Below are 16,152 nucleotides of genomic sequence, written 5' to 3'. Positions count from 1 at the left end.
TCGACAGCATGGCTGTCGCATGATCACTTGGTGATGCCATCGATGACAACCGTTGAAACTTGGCCGGTCGCCATCTGAACGAGCTGAGGTAGGTCAACGATGCGGCTGACGTTGAGCAAGTCGGGTGACTCACGATTCGACGCGGGCAGATCCGTCAATTGAAGCTCGACGATTGAATCCGACCACAGCGAAGTATGCAGAGCAAGGAACGCTGCGTCACCGCTTCCTTTCAGGTTCCATGGACCGGATACAGCAAGCTTGTTGTGCTGGTTGTTCAACGCCTTCAACGCACTGACCACATCGAAAATTTGCATTCCCGCAGCGGTTTGTCCCAACAACATGAAGCGACGACGAATGTGAGTCCGATCACGCTCGTCGCGAGACCACTCGGTTGGCCCCACGCCTCGAGGAGCAACCCACACGGTCGTTCGTCCGAGGGATGTCAGTCGTTTCCAAACTTCTGCGTCCGGTTGAACGCCAGCGAAACGCTCGGGTGCCACCACTGCCAATCCAGACGCAACTCGTTCCCATCTCGCTTGGTCCAAGACGACCACGTCGACCTGATTGTTCTTGCCGGCTTGCTCGGCCTTCGGATCGTTCGTTGAGTCTTGAATTGGGCGGCAGACGATCAGCGGCAGGCGATAAGGTGTCTGGCTCGAGTACTCGGCGAAAGTGACTTGGGCGTCGCCATGTTGGACTTTTGACACCACATTCAGTTCTGGCGAAGCAGTCTCTTCCGGCCAAGCTGCAAACGTTTTCGTACGTAACTGTTCCTTCCAATTCTTCGCGGCGGTTGCCAACTTCTCCGGCGTATCGGGTTCACCATCGAGCGTGGCAGTTGGAACGAAGGTTTCGTGAATCGTCGTCACACGTTCATCTTCGGGCAGTTGATCAAACACCTTCAACTGCTCTGGTTCGAACAATTTCGTTGCCGCCATCTCGATCAGCGATTCGTCGCCGCGAAGGTGGCGGTTCAACCATCGGAAAGCATGGATCCGCAGTTCCTGGGTGTCTTGGTGCGGCCCCGATGTGATTTGTAATCCTAGGTTCTCGTCCGCTCCGTAAAGCTCGTAAATCTTTCGAACCTTGGCGTGGACATCGACCACGCCATCGAGCGGAAAGATGGAGTCGCGATCGGTGTTGGAAATCAGCAGCGGACGTGGCGCCACCAATGCCGCGACGATCGGAAAGTCCCAGCGGTAGGTGTTGACCATGTACATGCAGTCACAGTGACCGCTGACGCAGCCATCCACAACATGGTTTTGTAGGTTGGTGATTCCGGCAACCGGAATAGCCGCTTGGATGCGTTCATCGATCGCGGCCAACCACCACGAGTAGGCTCCGCCGCCGCTACGTCCGGTCACGCCGATTCGTTTCGGATCGACTTCCGGACGAGATTCCAGCAAGTCAATCGCTCGCGTGCAGTTCCAGGCTTCCACGCCGGCCGGGGTGTAGCCGCGATTGTTCCACCACCACATTTTTTCGCGGTAGGTCCCGTGATGGATGCCTTCAATCTCGCCGAGCTGAATCGTGTCGATGACCAAACACACATAGCCGTTGCGAGCGAACCAGGCACCGTGGTGCTGGTAGTAAACCTTGTTCCCGTAGCTGACTCCGTCTTCGACCACGCGGCCATGACCACAGACGTACAAGACCGCCGGCAAAGGCTCGTCGACTTCCGCCGGGCGATACAAATTCGCGGTGACGTACAAGCCCGGCATCGACTGAAAGTGCAGCTTCTCAACGACCACGTCATCTTTGCGAGCTTCCCCCGTCACGGTGGTGTTCAGCTCGCTTCGGGCTGGCATCGGATCCAGCCCAAGCATGTCGAGCAGCTGTTGCCGATAAGTCTCTCTCCGGCTCGTCCAGTCCTCCAGCGTTTCAATTTCTGCCAGAGACTTTTCGCTCAGCTCTTGGGTTTGCAGTTCGAAGTATTCGGCCACCAAGCGATCACCGTTGGTCGTGTCAGTCGGAGGTTCCTGAGCCTGGCCGCACGAAATTGAAATCCAATTCAACCAACAAAGAACGGTCGCGAGAGCAACCAAAAGGGAGGGGCGCATGAGTGGATCTCAATCGCGAAAGGTGGGAGGTGAGGCGGGGAGCGGTCGGTCCAATTTGACGAATGGTCCAAGCACTGCTCGGACGCATTGTAAATGGTTTTCACTCGACCCGTGCGATTCAGTCCCGTCACTGCCGCGGTCCGTTACCAACTACGCCCGGCGGTTGTATTGGTCGACTTGTTCGTTCAGCGTCCAAAGATCGTAGAGCCAGCCCACACCGAACAAACCTCCGGTCAGGAGATAGAGGACTCCGGTGACCCATTTCTCAAGGTAGAACCGGTGGATTCCGAACAAGCCAAGAAACGTCAACAAGATCCACGCAATGGTGTAGTCGACCGGCCCCGTCGTGTATCGCCGTTGAGCACGCCGGTCCATTCCCGGAATCAAAAGCAAATCAACTAGCCAGCCGATGCCAACCAACCCGAGCGTGAAGAACCAAATCGTCCCACTGATTTGCTTGCCGTAGTAAAAGCGATGCGCCCCGAAGAAACCAAAAATCCAAACGATGTATCCGATGACAATCGAATGCGTTTCGGGCTCGGACATGTAGCCTTGAGCAGGCGAGGGTGACGGCTGGGAATGGTCGTGGGATGTCGACATGGCACTACGCTGAGGTGGGACGGGGGCATCGCGAAATGTCGCGATGACAGAGTTCTTACCCCTCAAAGGGCACGATTCACGGGTGCACGTGGCGCGCCATTTTGTGCCGCCGAAATCGAGGCCACTTCACCATTGCAAAACAAAGTGATTCATCGCCGCGAGCAAAAAGACTCGACGGTGCGTCCTACGAATCCATCGAACGACCTTGGCCGGAGCGTTCGGCTTTGGCTTCTGATCGGCTGCGTTGTTGCATGTAGAGCTTGATCGGGACCTCGCCGAACGGCAGGTGGTCTCGCATCCAGCCAATCAGGTATCGCTGGTAGTCGTGGGTCAGAGCTTTGGGATCGCTACACATCACCACAACTGTTGGCGGTTCCGTCGAAACCTGCGTGGCGTAGAAAATCTTCGGTCGACGACCTTGGTACATCGCTGGTGGATGCTGGTCGATCGCAGCTCGAAGAATACGATTCAGTTCCCCCGTCGACACACGACTTTGGGCTTGCTTGTAAAGCATCGCGGCGTGGTTCATCACCGCTTTGACGTTGCGTCCGGTTTGCCCCGTGATGAAGGCAATCGGTGCGTAGGACAGAGTCGTGAATTGGTGACGCAGGTATTTGACCCAGCGTTCGGTCGGGACTTCTTTATCAACTTTGTCCCATTTGTTGACCACGAAGATCACCGGTTTGTGATGCTCCATGATGTAGCCCACCAGTTGCTTGTCGACTTTGCTGGTCTTCTCAAGAGCATCAAAGAACATCAGCACGACGTCGGCACGTCGAACGCTGCGTTGGGCTCGGTGGGTTCCGTAGAAGTCCAAGTCCGTTCGAATTGATTTGCGTTTTCGCAGACCGGGTGTGTCGATTGCCAAGAACGTCTGCCCGTCGATTTCGAATCGGACGTCGACACTGTCTCGCGTCGTTCCGGCCACTTCGCTGACGATCATCCGGTCGGATTCTGCCAGTGTATTGACGAAGGTGCTCTTGCCGACGTTTCGGCGTCCAACGATCGCGATCTTCATCGAGGACTCGGGTGCGACCAAGTCTTCGTCTTTCTCTGGCAGTCGATCCACGATGACTTGAATCAGATCGTCGCGGTGACGGTTCTGCGTCGTACTGACGGTGATCAAGTGACCTCGTCCGAGTCGACGAAATTCGTCAGCATGGATGTCCTGGTGTTCCTGGTCAGCTTTGTTGGCAACCAAGATCACGGGACGTTCGACTCCTCGGAGACGCTCGACGACTTCTTCGTCCAAAGGCATCAGGCCGGTTTGAACATCAACAACCAACAGGATCACATCAGCCGATGCGATGGCCATGTCGATTTGCCGGCGCACATCACTGGTCAGATCGTCAGCGTCTTCGACCCCCATTCCGCCCGTGTCGACCAGCTCAAAGAACTGGTCGTCGGATTCGATCAGGGTGGTCATGCGGTCGCGGGTCACGCCTTCGAAGTTGTCGACGATGGCGAGCCGACGGCGAGCGAGCCAGTTGAACAGGCTGCTCTTGCCGACATTGGGGCGACCGACGATGGCGACTTGAGGGACAGGCATGACAAAAATCGAACAGAGGGTAAAAGGATCGACGAATCGGTGGTAACCTGCCAATGGTAAGCTGCGTCGAGCATTTCAAGAATCCCTTCCTTGCTCGAACTTTCCCGCAATGACCGTTTTTTTGACGCGAAAACGCCACTTCAGTTGCTCATGACCTCTCCAGAACACGACCTCGACCCAGGCGAAACTTTCGAAGCGGCGGGAGAACTGCTGGCTCACCTGCAGCGGGGCGGCGTTCGGTTCATCCCCCAAGCGAACGCCGAATCGGTCGAATCATGGAGTTCACGTTGGATCCAAGCAGCTGGCCCAGCCGTTTCTGCTGATCCGTCGACCGGCGTCGCAGCAGCGTCCGATGCCCAATTGCAACCCAAAGCCCCAGCAAACAAGTCCTCAATTGGCCCCGAAGTCAAAACTCCGCCTCCGGCCCCCGAAGGTCGGCTGAAACCCGTCGAATCGTTTTCGGCCAGCGACGACCCGTACCCAGGCAGCAACCTGCCGATTGCGGAACGCGAAACGGAGCTGGTCAATTTGGCGTCCGTTGTTGCGGGGTGCACCAAGTGCGAACTGTTGGCCAAGTGCCGAACGCAAACGGTTTTCGGTGAAGGGAATCCCGCCGCGAGAATCGTGTTCTTTGGCGAAGCACCGGGTGCCGATGAGGATCGGCAGGGGCGTCCCTTCATCGGTCGTGCCGGGCAGTTGCTGGACAAAATGGTTCAGGCCTGCAAGCTGCAGCGGGAAGACATCTACTTGCTCAACACGGTCAAGTGCCGGCCGCCAGAGAACCGAAATCCGGAGCCGACCGAACTTGCCAATTGCCGCGACTACTTCGAGCAGCAACTGCAGATTTTGCGTCCCGAATACATCGTGTGCCTCGGCGCGGTCAGTGCTCACTCGTTGCTGAAGACCAAGTTGTCGATTGGTCGGCTTCGACAACGGTTTCATCAGTACCACGAAAGCAAAGTCCTGGTGATTTATCACCCGGCTTACTTGCTGAGAAATCCGGACGCGAAGAAGGCGGCGTGGGCCGACCTTCAGATGTTGATGCGCGACGCTGGTTTAGCGTAATTCCCCGACGGGACCAAATCGAAAACGCCTGAGCGGATCGATCCCGTTGGAATCAACCCACTGGAACTGCGTCGTCTGCGGGAGTCGCATCCATCCAGCTGTCGTCTTCCTCTTCTTCTTCGGCTTCGTCAGCCATCTTGGCTCGCAGTTCGAGCAGTTCCTCGCGGATGTTGTTGAACTGCATGGCCAGAGTTGACCAATGGTCGTCGGTGCGGAAGGTGATGTTCCGACCTTCTTTCCCGTCAATCAAATTTTGCATTTCGCGACGCATGCTGAAAATCGGACCGGCAAATCGGTTGCTGACCTTCAACACGTCATAGATCATCAGCGGTCCCAGAACCAACAGCCCGGGCACCCAGTACATCGCTTCGTCAGTCAATGAGAAGAACAAATCCGCGGTGTTCACACCGGGATGAATCATGGACTGCGTGAAGAATTGAATCACAACAAAGTAGATGACACATGCGCTTCCGTACAAAACGGCACGCAGGATCAACGCTACTTGCACGTCGTTATCGATCAACAACTGTTGACGTAGAGGACGTGGAGGTCGCTTGGCTTTCATGGGGGCAATCCAATTCAGTTGGCGATGGCATCGGAGGAATTGTTCAAGCTATTGCTTGTCTCGGTGACCAGAATGCTGATGCCAATCGACGCTGTCACAATGATCAGTGACAACATCACGGCATACTCAACAGCGGTCGGGCCATCTTCTTCGAGCAAGAATCGCTGGATCGATCGCAAGAAGGTTCGTTGGGACATGGAACGGACTTCATTCGGTTACAAATCAATGCGGTAGGATCACGCTCCTACTCTGTCGAAAACCTAGCCTGGCATTGTCAGGTGAGCCGGGCATATCGAATTGGTTTGCCCCCGAAGCGGAAATTCATGCCGATCGTTCGGTTTGTGACGTTTGTTCCGTATTCTCTAGAGCAAACAGCGCAGATTGATCCCCTCATGCGAGGAATCCATGGGTTTGGAGCCTTTGCCAATCGAAAGCTGCTGAGAGAATCACCTCCCTAATGAAATTGAGTCGGCGACGTGGACAAACCGTGTTTCCTGGCGAAGTATCCTGTGGGGATTCAGTTTGATCCCAGCTTGGTACCTCGCCGCCCTAGGTCTTTGAGTGATGCGATTTCGATCGATCCTGCTTTCACGTGCTTCTGCTCCCGCATCCAAGTCTCGTTTCGCCGCCGCGATGGTTTATTTGGCCGTCGGACTGGCTGGAATGCTAACCGTGTTTGCTCCCAGCAACGCCTCTGCACAACCTCTGCCCAACCCAAAACACGGCGACCCAACGGACAAGTTCCATCCACTGGAACCATGGCTGCCAACACCAAATGTTTATCGAACCGCTTCAGGTGCGCCGGGTTCGCAGTACTGGCAACAACGTGCCGACTACAAGATCGACATCGCACTGGACGATGAGAATCAATCTCTGAGTGGCACCTGCGAAATCACCTATCACAATCAATCTCCGGACACGCTGGATTATCTGTGGGTCCAATTGGATCAGAACCGATTTAAAAACGACTCGGTCGCCATCACCAGCAAGGCTGCGCCTCGAATCAGCTCGCAAGCGACGTTCAAGTTCGTCGAAACCATGTTAGCGCAGCAAGCCTTTGATGGCGGGTACAAGATCAGCGCTGTGACGAATCCAAGCGGCGAAGAAATCGACCACTTGATCGTCGACACGATGATGCGAGTGGACTTGGCCGAACCACTTCCTCCCGGAAAGTCAACGCAGCTCGCGATTGAGTACAGCTACAACATCGTCGATGCGAAAGTCATCCGTGCTCGCGGTGGTTACGAGTTTTTCGAAGAAGACAAAAACTACATCTACGAAGTCGCCCAGTGGTTCCCACGAATGGCGGCCTACACCGACTACACCGGTTGGCAGCATCATCAGTTTTTAGGCTCTGGCGAATTTACGTTGGAGTTAGGCGACTACGACGTCCGCATCGACGTACCCGCTGACATGGTCGTTGCTTCGACAGGAACGCTTAAAAACACCGACGACGTTCTCAAACCGGAATGGAAGACGCGTTTGGCGAAGATGAAGAAGGGCGAAGATCTTGAATTCATCGTCACGCCAGAAGAAGCCAAAGAGAACGAGAAATCAAAATCCAAAGAACGTGCGACATGGAACTTCACCGCCAAGAACGTTCGTGACTTTGCGTTCGCCGCCAGTCGCAAGTTCATCTGGGATGCGATGCCAGTCAAAGTCGGTGACCAAACCGTTTTGGCGATGTCTTACTACCCCAACGAAGCCGAACCGTTGTGGAGCCAGTACAGCAGTGAATCGATCGCCCACACGTTAGAAGTCTACGGTCGGTACTCGTTCGAATACCCCTACGAAGTCGCGATCAGCGTTAACGGCCCGGTCTACGGGATGGAATACCCGATGATTTGCTTCAATGGCCCCCGTCCCGAGGACGACGGCACGTACAGCAAAGCGACCAAGTACGGATTGATCAGCGTGATCATTCACGAAGTCGGTCACAACTTCTTCCCCATGATCGTCAACAGCGACGAACGCCAATGGACGTGGATGGACGAAGGGCTCAACACGTTCCTTCAGTACCTGACCGAACAAGAGTGGGAAGACAATTACCCTTCCCGACGTGGGCCGCCGGAAAAGATCGTTCCCTACATGCGAGGCAGCAATCAACGTCCGATCATGACCAGCAGCGATGAGATTTTGCAGTTCGGTTCGAACGCGTACGGCAAGCCGGCAACCGCCCTGAACATTCTTCGCGAAACTGTTTTGGGACGGGAGCGATTCGACTATGCGTTCTCGCAATACGCGAATCGTTGGAAATTCAAACGACCAACGCCGAGCGATTTCTTCCGAACGATGGAAGACGCATCGGGAACAGATCTGGATTGGTTCTGGCGAGGCTGGTTCTACAGCACCGATCACGTCGATGTCTCGATCGAAGGCATCGAACTGTATTTGATCGATAGTGGCGATCCCGACGAAGCCGCCGAGCGAAAACGCAAAAAGAAGGATGCTCAGGAAGACACGCTTTCCGACGAACGAAATCGTGCATTACCGCTTCGACGTCGTATTGAATGGCGTCCGGGTTTGAAGGATTTCTACAACGCACCGGACTACGACGAAGACAAAGTCGAGGAAAACGACCGTAAGAACTATCAGAAGTTCTTGGACAAACTCGATGACGAACAACGTGCCATGCTTCGTCGCACGACTCGGTTCTACGTGGTCCATCTGGCGAACAAAGGTGGGTTGGTGATGCCCGTTCCCATGCGGATTCACTACGCCGACAACACCTCGGAAGATGTTCAGTTGCCAGCCGAAATCTGGCGTGTGAACAGCAAGGAAGTGAAACGAATGTTCCTGAGCGAGAAAGAAATCGTTCGTCTGGAGATCGATCCCAAGCGAGAGATTGCCGACACCGATGGCGGCAACAACCACTGGCCGCCCAAGTTAGAACCAAGCCGCTTCAAGCTGTATCAATCCGGCAAATCCAGCAATCCAATGCGGAAGGCAGCCGAGAAAGAGAAGGCCGAAGAGAAGCAAAAGGCTGAGAAAGAAAAGAAGGAAGCCGCGTCCAAAGACGAAGCGTCTGCAAAGGCCGCGAAGAAGTCGGGCGAGGACAAAAAGTCGGGCGAGGAAAAGAAGTCAAAGGACGAAGGCGATGAAGCTGAACCGAAATCGGCTAAGAAAGAAGCTGCCAAGGAGAAGCCAGCCAAACCTGAGTCGGAGGAAGAACCCGCGAAGGAAGCAGGTGAGGGAGCTAACGATGCAGACGCGGCGGAGGCGTCTGACGAATGATCGCGGTTGTCACCACTTGCTGGCTTGCTCTGAGTGGGATGCTTCTGCATCCCACCCAAGAGACGTTGTGCGAACTTCAGTGGAATCAGGAGACCAAGCGAATCGAAATTGCGTTTCGCTTGTCGCTTGCCGATGAAGAACGCTTGATGAAGGAAGCCGAAGTGGCTCTTTCAAAATCACGCGAACGCGGCACAGAGGAGACAGCCGGCGAAAAGTCGGCTCCACGGTTGAAGCCGCAGCAACTGGCGTTTGGTCGGCACATGACGTTTGGCAACGACGACGCGTGCCTGCCCGCACCGGCGTTTGCAAACGCTGCGAAGTATCGCTGGGTGGGCCGCCGAGAAGAAGGCATCCACGTGTGGTGGTTCGCCGAATTCGCGGTGTCGAAAACCGACAAGACCGAGATCAATCTGCCCAGCCATGTGCGATGTGATTTGTTCGTCGACACCGCTAGAAACACCGTGCACCCGAGTGGTCATGGACCTCACGACGCGTTTCAAAACACGTTCGTGATTCTGGGGCATCCAGTCCCGGTTTCCGCCGTGATCACACCGCGAGAACCGGTTGCTGAGTTGAAATGGCCTGACTGAACTCGATTGGTCGGTTCAGTCGGCCAAAATGCAAACGTTTCCGGGCGGGCTCAAGCCGCCATTCGTGCGTTCTGAGGCGATGCCTTGGCCGATCTGCCAGCACTGGCGGTTTCTTGAGCCAGTACCTCTTCGGCGAGCGATTGGTAGTCAACCGCTCCGTTGCTGTCGCTGGAGTAATCGAAGATCGACTGCCCAAAGCTGGGAGCTTCCGCCAATCGAATGTTACGACGAATGCGAGTGTCAAAGAACTTGGCACCGGTGAAAAATTCGCGGCCGTCTTTCGACGCGGCAAAGAATTCGTCGATATCAGTGCTGACTTCGGCGGCCAGGCGTGTGTTCGCATCGTACATGCACAACACAACTCCGCTGAGACGCAGTTTGTTGTTCATGCGTCGCGAAACGACTTCGATCGTTCGCAGTAGTTTCGACAATCCGTGCAGCGCCAAAAAGTGTGGCTGAAGCGGCAAAAAGACTTCTTCGACCGCGACCAAAGCATTCAACGTGAGCACGCCCAAGCTGGGCGGGCAATCCAACACCAAGTAGTCGAAGTCTTCTTCGTCGTCGGCGAGCTTGTCGCTCAAAATCATTTCGCGACCAACTTCACCGGCCAACTCCATTTCAGCGGCGGCCAAGTCCAAGTTGGACGGGACGACGAACAGGTTTTCACCGACTTGTTGTCGAGCTTCTGAGAGCGATACATCACTGCACAGAACTTCGTACATCGACGGAACACTTCCATCGATCGCGGTGATTCCAAGGTGCAATGACGCGTGGGCTTGTGGATCCAAATCCATCACACAGACGCGACGACCGGATCGAGCGAGAGCGGCGGCCAAATTGACGCTGCTGGTCGTTTTGCCCACACCACCTTTTTGATTGATGACTGCGATTGATCGCATGATGGCAATGCTCCTGAGTTACAAATGGTTAGTGTCGTGCGTGTAGATGGATCCGATCCAAATCTGACAACCAATCAAGCGGTGCGAAGGTCGCTGCCCAATTCTTGGTATGCCAGAAGGACTTCGTACAAATCGGAGTCGATTCGTACCACGTCATCTGCGAAATCCATCAGCCAAGTTCGGTTGCTCTGGGCGGCGTCGATCAACAATCGAGCCACTTGTGACAGCGGAAGAGAAACGGTTTTGGGCGTTCCCAATCCAGCCATTCGGTCCAGTTCCATATTGCGGCGAGCTTGCTTCAGGTCGGTGGAATCCGTTTTCGATTGGTGACGTGCGGTGAGGGATGTCACAGAGAGTCATTCCATTGACGAGAGTTTCGGTTGGCATGGCCGCGAAGATTGGCAACCCGATGATCAGGATGTAACAAGCCAAGCGGGTTCGACGCCAGGGCGTCGCGTGAAAGAAGTATCGACTGTGCCGATTGGGTAACTTGAGTGAAATTTGCGGGCGAATCACAAAGCTTGAACCCGATGTCGAAAACTCTCACAAATTTCTCTGTTTTCGGGACCAAATCGCTCGCTCATCCGTCCAATCAACTCGCTGCGATTCACTTCGCAATCACTTTCCTTGTTGAAGGGTGCAGTCCAAAGCGATCATGATGTGAGTTCCCACTTAATTCCCCCACGCGACGGACTTCTGCGATGCCCGCTCAACCACCGCCTTCCTCTGAAGCAACCAACGCGACGACGGGGGCTCAGAACGCGACGACTGATCAGCCGACGACTTCCATTCGGCAATCCATTATGGGCTGGTGTTTCAAACCGATGCCGGTGATGACGTTGGCCGCCGAAGCGAAGAAGATTGGCTACGTGGCGCTCGAAGGTGTCGGTGCAGAGCACTATCCGGCGATTCGAGAATTGGGTTTGGAGATCTCGTTGGTTGGCAGCCATGGATTCCAAAAGGGGCCGCTTGATCCTGCGAATCATCAAGCCGTTGAGAAATCGCTTCGACACGGAATCGACCTCGCGGTGAAGTTCGGTGCTCCTTCCGTCATCACCTTCGCCGGAATGCGGACACCCGGCATCACTGAAGAAGCCGCCTTCCGAAATTGCGTGTCCTGTTGGAAACGCGTGGCACCTTACGCGGAGCAGAACGGAATCCAGATCGTGCTGGAACACCTCAACAGCGTCGACGATTCCCATCCGATGAAAGGGCACCCCGGATACTGGGGCGATGATATCCACCGCTGCGTGGATTTGATCCGAGCGGTCGATTCGCCAGCCATGAAACTGCTTTTCGACATTTATCACGTGCAAATCATGCACGGGGACGTGATCCGTCAACTACGCCGTTATCACGAATTTGTGGGGCATTATCACACCGCCGGCAATCCAGGCCGGGGAGAGCTGGATTTTAACCAAGAAATCAACTATCCACCTATCATCAGGGCAATTCAGGAGACCGGTTATACTGGCTACCTCGCCCAAGAATTCATTCCTACCAACCCGGACCCGATCGCCTCTCTCCGCCAAGCCTTCACGTTGTGTAACGTCTGATTCTTGGACTCCCGCCGCTGGACATCTCACCTGATATTCGGTTCGCACTTTCGCACATGTCCGAAAACACTCCCCCCAACGACCGACCGATCGATGCTTCGATCGACGACGCGAATCCGGTTTCGGATCGCGACGCGGCGGATGGAGATGCATTGACGCGACCGGGATTGCCGACCGCGGAATCGGACGATGCAGGCGACCACGGAGACGATCAATCCAACGATTCGATCTTTGACCAAGTCCGCCACTGTCATCCAGATCCGAGTTCGGCCAACGATTTTCTAGACGACTTGCATTTCGCGACATTGGGACTTCGAACCAACGAAAGTCGTCTGCACATCATCCGGACGGCCACCAAACGCAGCGCCGGTGCACTCGCGTCGGTCCAGGTCAGCAGGCCGTCGACGATCAATGAATGTCATCTGGCTCGAGTCATCACGTCGGCCTACCGAGTGATGGACCCGCGGTATCGAATCGACCGCCACCAACAAGTCCAGCTGGGACGCATCCTTCCGCTTGAGATGGAGAGCGTATCGCACACCGCGTTCTCGCAAGAAACCATTTTCGCAGCGGACGACCAATCGTCACCGATTCAAAACAACGTCCTGGTTCCCGGGCATCCTCCCGCCACTCGCGACCAATTGGTTGAGTTGGCGATCGATGCCAGTGACCCGAAAACAGTCGCAGTCGCAACCGATCTAACCAGTCAGTGGGTTCAGCCTTCCGTCGAGCGGTCGTTGCTGGATGATTTGCCGCCGCGCAACGAGAACGAATTGGTTCTCGAGGAAATGCGATCTCAGCGTGGCCGATGGAAGCGTTGGATGTCGGAAGTTCGTACCTTGGTCGGACTTTCCATTCTGTGTCTTTCCGCCACGTTTTATTTGGCGTACTGGTTGGGAGCTCGACAAGCCAACCAACCGACGATCGCAACGCAACCAACTGAACTGGTGGAGGCACTGCCGGTAGAAATTCCAACGATCGAGACAGACGCGGCGCGCCCTGAAGCGGTCTCGGATGAGATGCCGAGCACGTCAACGCTACCAGAGCCCGTGATTGCGGATGCTGCCGTTGTCGAAAACTCCGAGAATCAACCACAGCCAAGTCTCGATACAAACGTTGCCGAGACGGCTGTCGAAGAATCGATGGAAACGGTCTCACCCAGCGGCCCGGCGGTGGTGGAACTCGCGAACGAAATGGCCGAAGGAGCCGAGACATCCGAGCCTGTCGGTGAAGAGACGGTTGTGGCTGAAGTCGCGATGACGGAATCTAGCGTTGCTGCGACAACGGTTCCCAAACCGATCGAACCACGATTCACCGAAGCGGAAATCAGCGAAGCAACACAGGAGTTGTGGGATGAGACCGAGCGGGTCACTCGCCGGTTTCGTTTGACCGAGGCGGCCGGCTTGATTGACCAGTGGGAGCTGATCGCCGAACTGGCTGGCAACGGATCTCTCGAGCACCTCGCTGCAATGCATCTGAGCTTGCGGGCAAGTTGGCTGGTTGAACCAGTCGATATGACTTGCCAACGTGCCGAGGAACTGGTCGCGTTGACCGCCGCAGCAACCGGGCAATCATTGCCGGGCGACGTTCAATCGACTTGGTCTGATCCGATGGTGCGGCAACTGATCGAAAGCTGGCGAGATTGTCGATTGACGATTTCCACCACCGATCACCTGAATCACTTGTTGCTTCGTGCGAACGGTTTGCTGGACCAATTGATACTGAATAACAAAAATCAATGGTGTACATCGTTTGGATTTGATGCCGAAAGACTGGTCGCCTTCGCAACGAACGAGCAGTCACGCACCGAACTGACTGACTTGCTGACGTCCATCAAGACGCTGCCCACCGATTCGGAATTAGCACGTATGGAGCAGTCCGAGGCGTCGGCTGGTGTGTTGGGGCGAACGCTTTGCTTGCAACTTCGACGCTGGGATGACGGCCTGTCGCTGATGTGCAATGCTTCGGATTCACGGCTGTCATCGTTGTCAAAGGCGGAGATGCAGTGGCGTGAGGAATTTGGCGACTCGCAAGACGACGCGGCGGCACAAGCTCGAGGAAAGCTCGGGGTCAGGTGGTCAAAGATCGCTGGCCGATATGATGGTCGCGATGCCGCTTCCATTCGCTTGCACGCGTTGGACTTGTTGGATGGCTTGGAATCGTTTGCAAACGAGAGAGCCGAAATCATCGAATTGCTTCCGAGCTACATGACCGCCAGCTTATCGGAAGCCGCGGCCGCACAAAGCTTGTCCGCTCCCGTCCGCTTGTCGCGGTTGCGATAGCCGTCTCAGCCGCCCTGAATTTCCCTGACGGAACCCAGTATGTTCGACGGCATCGAATCGTTATTTCCGCCCGCCGTCGCGATCATCTTGGCTCTGCTCACCCGCCGCGTTTTGCTTCCTCTCGCGATCGGTATTTTTGTTGGCACCTTGTTGTTGTCGTCTCGCGAAAGCCCCGGCCCCTTGGAATCGGTCGTTCGAGCGACAACCCAATTTGTCGTGACGATTGAACAGTCCGTTCGCGACATGGATCACCTTCACGTCCTCGCCTTCACATTGCTTTTGGGCGGAATGGTGGGCGTGCTGGAGTCCGCTGGCAGCATGGCCCGGATGATTTCCGGATGGACTCGTCGCGTGTCCACTCGCCGCGGTGGGCAAACACTGATCGGCTTCACTGGATTGTTGATCTTCTTTGACGACTACGCCAACACACTGCTGGTCGGCGGAACGATGCGAACCACGGCGCAGCGGTACGGGATCTCGAGAGCCAAGCTGGCCTATCTGGTTGATTCCACGGCCGCTCCCGTCGCGGGGCTGACGCTTGTGAGCACCTGGGTCGCAACCGAACTCAGCTACTTGCAGACCGGCCTCATTGACGCCGGAATCGAAGCGACGAACATGACCTTTTCAGTCTTCTTGCATAGCCTTCCCTATCGTTTCTACCCGCTGTTGGCATTGTGGTTTGTCTTTGTCATCGCTCGATCGGGACGAGACTTCGGGCCAATGTGGGCGGAAGAAAACGCCGCGGCGAGACAGCCAATCAATCATCATCTTTCTTCGTCATCCACATCGTGGCGAGATACGCTTGCCTCGGTCATGCCGATTGTCGTGTGCTTGATTGTGATCAGCGGTGTTCTGGTCTGGACGGGACTGCAGGAACCGATGGAAGGCGAGATGTCGACCTGGCAAACCTTTGGGCACGTCATCGGGAATGGAAATTCTTATCTAGCACTTGTCGTTGGCGGTGGGGCGGGGCTGTTCGTCGCTGGGACGCTCGCCATGCTTCTGAGCAAAGTGTCGTGGGAGTTGGTTGTCATGGGATCATTGCAAGGCATGCTGCAAATGTTGCCAGCGATGGCGGTGCTTTGGTTGGCATGGGGACTGTCGTCGCTGACCGGGGCGGACCAACTCGACACGGGAGGCTATCTCGCGTCGATTCTGGATGAACGTCTCCCCGTCGAATGGCTTCCCACCTGCGTGTTTCTGTTGGCCGCCTTCATTGCATTCGCCACCGGAACCAGTTGGGGCACCATGGCGATTCTGACCCCGCTGGCCGTTGCGCTATCAATCAATCTGCAACAAGCTCTTCTGGGTACAGCGGACGCTGTTTCCTCGTCGGGCTTGTCAACGGCAGCGAATGCGTCTCTCGCGATGTCGCCGATCTGCCTCGCCACGTTCAGCAGCGTGCTCGCCGGGGCGATCTTCGGTGATCATTGCTCCCCGCTATCCGATACGACGGTGTTGTCCAGCCGAGCTTGTGATTGCAATCACGTGCTGCACGTGCGAACACAAATGCCTTACGCGTTGGTGGTCGGCGTCACGTGTATTCTTTTTGGGACACTGCCTGCATCCTGGGGCATCTCGCCTTGGATCAGTCTGCTGATCTCCGCGACGGTGCTCTGGTTGATCGTTCGCGTGCTCGGCAAACCTCCCCAAACCGCAGCACCCTAGCCGAGTTTGCTGGTTCTGCCAGATATCCCGATCCTAATTCGGCACGACGCCTCCCTCTTCGGCGTTCGGTTGAGCCTGCCCTTT

Annotated in this window: 13 protein-coding genes; 6 read left to right on the top strand and 7 right to left on the bottom strand. The window is 55.7% G+C overall.

Annotated elements, in window-relative coordinates; all coding sequences use genetic code 11:
- Nucleotides 1-23: 23 nt before the first annotated feature.
- From CEE69_RS09085 to der, 3 genes are all read right to left on the bottom strand, one after another.
- Nucleotides 24-2,060 carry an alpha/beta hydrolase family protein gene (locus tag CEE69_RS09085; protein ID WP_099260356.1) on the bottom strand — a complete coding sequence of 679 codons (2,037 nt, stop codon included), beginning with the start codon at nt 2,058-2,060 and terminating at the stop codon, nt 24-26.
- 150 nt (nt 2,061-2,210) lie between these two features.
- Complete coding sequence (locus CEE69_RS09080; protein WP_099260355.1) at nt 2,211-2,660, bottom strand: NINE protein; 450 nt, start codon at nt 2,658-2,660, stop codon at nt 2,211-2,213.
- A 184-nt stretch (nt 2,661-2,844) separates the two neighbouring features.
- Complete coding sequence (gene der / locus CEE69_RS09075; RefSeq protein WP_099260354.1) at nt 2,845-4,209, bottom strand: ribosome biogenesis GTPase Der; 1,365 nt, start codon at nt 4,207-4,209, stop codon at nt 2,845-2,847.
- Between the two features lie 90 nt (nt 4,210-4,299).
- On the opposite strand from der, the gene CEE69_RS09070 reads away from it, so the two are divergent.
- Nucleotides 4,300-5,274 carry a uracil-DNA glycosylase gene (locus CEE69_RS09070; protein ID WP_099260353.1) on the top strand — a complete coding sequence of 325 codons (975 nt, stop codon included), beginning with the start codon at nt 4,300-4,302 and terminating at the stop codon, nt 5,272-5,274.
- A 52-nt stretch (nt 5,275-5,326) separates the two neighbouring features.
- On the opposite strand, the gene CEE69_RS09065 is transcribed toward CEE69_RS09070, so the two are convergent.
- Together CEE69_RS09065 and CEE69_RS09060 are read right to left on the bottom strand one after the other, a co-directional pair.
- On the bottom strand, nt 5,327-5,839 hold the full coding sequence (locus CEE69_RS09065; RefSeq protein ID WP_099260352.1) for a hypothetical protein: 513 nt from the start codon (nt 5,837-5,839) through the stop codon (nt 5,327-5,329).
- A gap of 14 nt (nt 5,840-5,853) precedes the next feature.
- The gene (locus CEE69_RS09060; RefSeq protein WP_099260351.1) at nt 5,854-6,036 is read right to left on the bottom strand and encodes a Flp family type IVb pilin; all 183 of its coding nucleotides are present in this window, start codon (nt 6,034-6,036) and stop codon (nt 5,854-5,856) included.
- A 367-nt stretch (nt 6,037-6,403) separates the two neighbouring features.
- Between CEE69_RS09060 and CEE69_RS09055 the strand changes: the two genes are divergently transcribed.
- Both CEE69_RS09055 and CEE69_RS09050 read left to right on the top strand, forming a co-directional pair.
- Complete coding sequence (locus CEE69_RS09055) at nt 6,404-9,073, top strand: M1 family metallopeptidase (RefSeq protein ID WP_099260350.1); 2,670 nt, start codon at nt 6,404-6,406, stop codon at nt 9,071-9,073.
- A 38-nt stretch (nt 9,074-9,111) separates the two neighbouring features.
- Entirely contained in the window at nt 9,112-9,663 is a 552-nt protein-coding gene (locus CEE69_RS09050) for a DUF6702 family protein (RefSeq protein ID WP_233215070.1), read from the top strand.
- 50 nt (nt 9,664-9,713) lie between these two features.
- Here CEE69_RS09050 and CEE69_RS09045 read toward each other — a convergent pair whose 3' ends face one another.
- Both CEE69_RS09045 and CEE69_RS09040 read right to left on the bottom strand, forming a co-directional pair.
- A complete protein-coding gene (locus CEE69_RS09045) occupies nt 9,714-10,562 on the bottom strand; it encodes a ParA family protein (protein ID WP_099260348.1) in 849 nt (282 codons plus the stop codon).
- A gap of 74 nt (nt 10,563-10,636) precedes the next feature.
- Entirely contained in the window at nt 10,637-10,912 is a 276-nt protein-coding gene (locus CEE69_RS09040) for a hypothetical protein (protein WP_099260347.1), read from the bottom strand.
- Between the two features lie 351 nt (nt 10,913-11,263).
- Between CEE69_RS09040 and CEE69_RS09030 the strand changes: the two genes are divergently transcribed.
- From CEE69_RS09030 to CEE69_RS09020, 3 genes are read left to right on the top strand one after another with little or no spacing between them, the layout of a single operon-like run.
- Nucleotides 11,264-12,118, top strand: a complete 855-nt coding sequence (locus CEE69_RS09030) for a TIM barrel protein (RefSeq protein ID WP_233215069.1) — start codon at nt 11,264-11,266, stop codon at nt 12,116-12,118.
- Nucleotides 12,119-12,174: 56 nt separating this feature from the next.
- Nucleotides 12,175-14,400: a hypothetical protein gene (locus CEE69_RS09025; protein ID WP_099260345.1), complete on the top strand. Its 2,226-nt coding sequence runs from the start codon at nt 12,175-12,177 to the stop codon at nt 14,398-14,400.
- Between the two features lie 39 nt (nt 14,401-14,439).
- Entirely contained in the window at nt 14,440-16,068 is a 1,629-nt protein-coding gene (locus CEE69_RS09020) for a Na+/H+ antiporter NhaC family protein (protein WP_099260344.1), read from the top strand.
- Nucleotides 16,069-16,152 lie beyond the last annotated feature (84 nt).

The sequence above is a fragment of the Rhodopirellula bahusiensis genome, assembly GCF_002727185.1.
In the GTDB taxonomy this organism is placed as follows: Bacteria; Planctomycetota; Planctomycetia; order Pirellulales; family Pirellulaceae; genus Rhodopirellula; species Rhodopirellula bahusiensis.
The sequence above is the reverse complement of the archived record's forward strand: the minus strand, read 5'-3'. Positions and strand labels throughout refer to the sequence as shown.

Coding starts and splice junctions, on each gene's coding strand:
- CEE69_RS09030 (WP_233215069.1), top strand. CDS start 11,264: ATGCCCGCTCAACCACCGCCTTCCTCTGAAGCAACCAACGCGACGACG.
- CEE69_RS09065 (WP_099260352.1), bottom strand. CDS start 5,839: ATGAAAGCCAAGCGACCTCCACGTCCTCTACGTCAACAGTTGTTGATC.
- CEE69_RS09045 (WP_099260348.1), bottom strand. CDS start 10,562: ATGCGATCAATCGCAGTCATCAATCAAAAAGGTGGTGTGGGCAAAACG.
- CEE69_RS09025 (WP_099260345.1), top strand. CDS start 12,175: ATGTCCGAAAACACTCCCCCCAACGACCGACCGATCGATGCTTCGATC.
- CEE69_RS09020 (WP_099260344.1), top strand. CDS start 14,440: ATGTTCGACGGCATCGAATCGTTATTTCCGCCCGCCGTCGCGATCATC.
- CEE69_RS09055 (WP_099260350.1), top strand. CDS start 6,404: ATGCGATTTCGATCGATCCTGCTTTCACGTGCTTCTGCTCCCGCATCC.
- der (WP_099260354.1), bottom strand. CDS start 4,209: ATGCCTGTCCCTCAAGTCGCCATCGTCGGTCGCCCCAATGTCGGCAAG.
- CEE69_RS09080 (WP_099260355.1), bottom strand. CDS start 2,660: ATGTCGACATCCCACGACCATTCCCAGCCGTCACCCTCGCCTGCTCAA.
- CEE69_RS09060 (WP_099260351.1), bottom strand. CDS start 6,036: ATGTCCCAACGAACCTTCTTGCGATCGATCCAGCGATTCTTGCTCGAA.
- CEE69_RS09050 (WP_233215070.1), top strand. CDS start 9,112: ATGCTTCTGCATCCCACCCAAGAGACGTTGTGCGAACTTCAGTGGAAT.
- CEE69_RS09085 (WP_099260356.1), bottom strand. CDS start 2,060: ATGCGCCCCTCCCTTTTGGTTGCTCTCGCGACCGTTCTTTGTTGGTTG.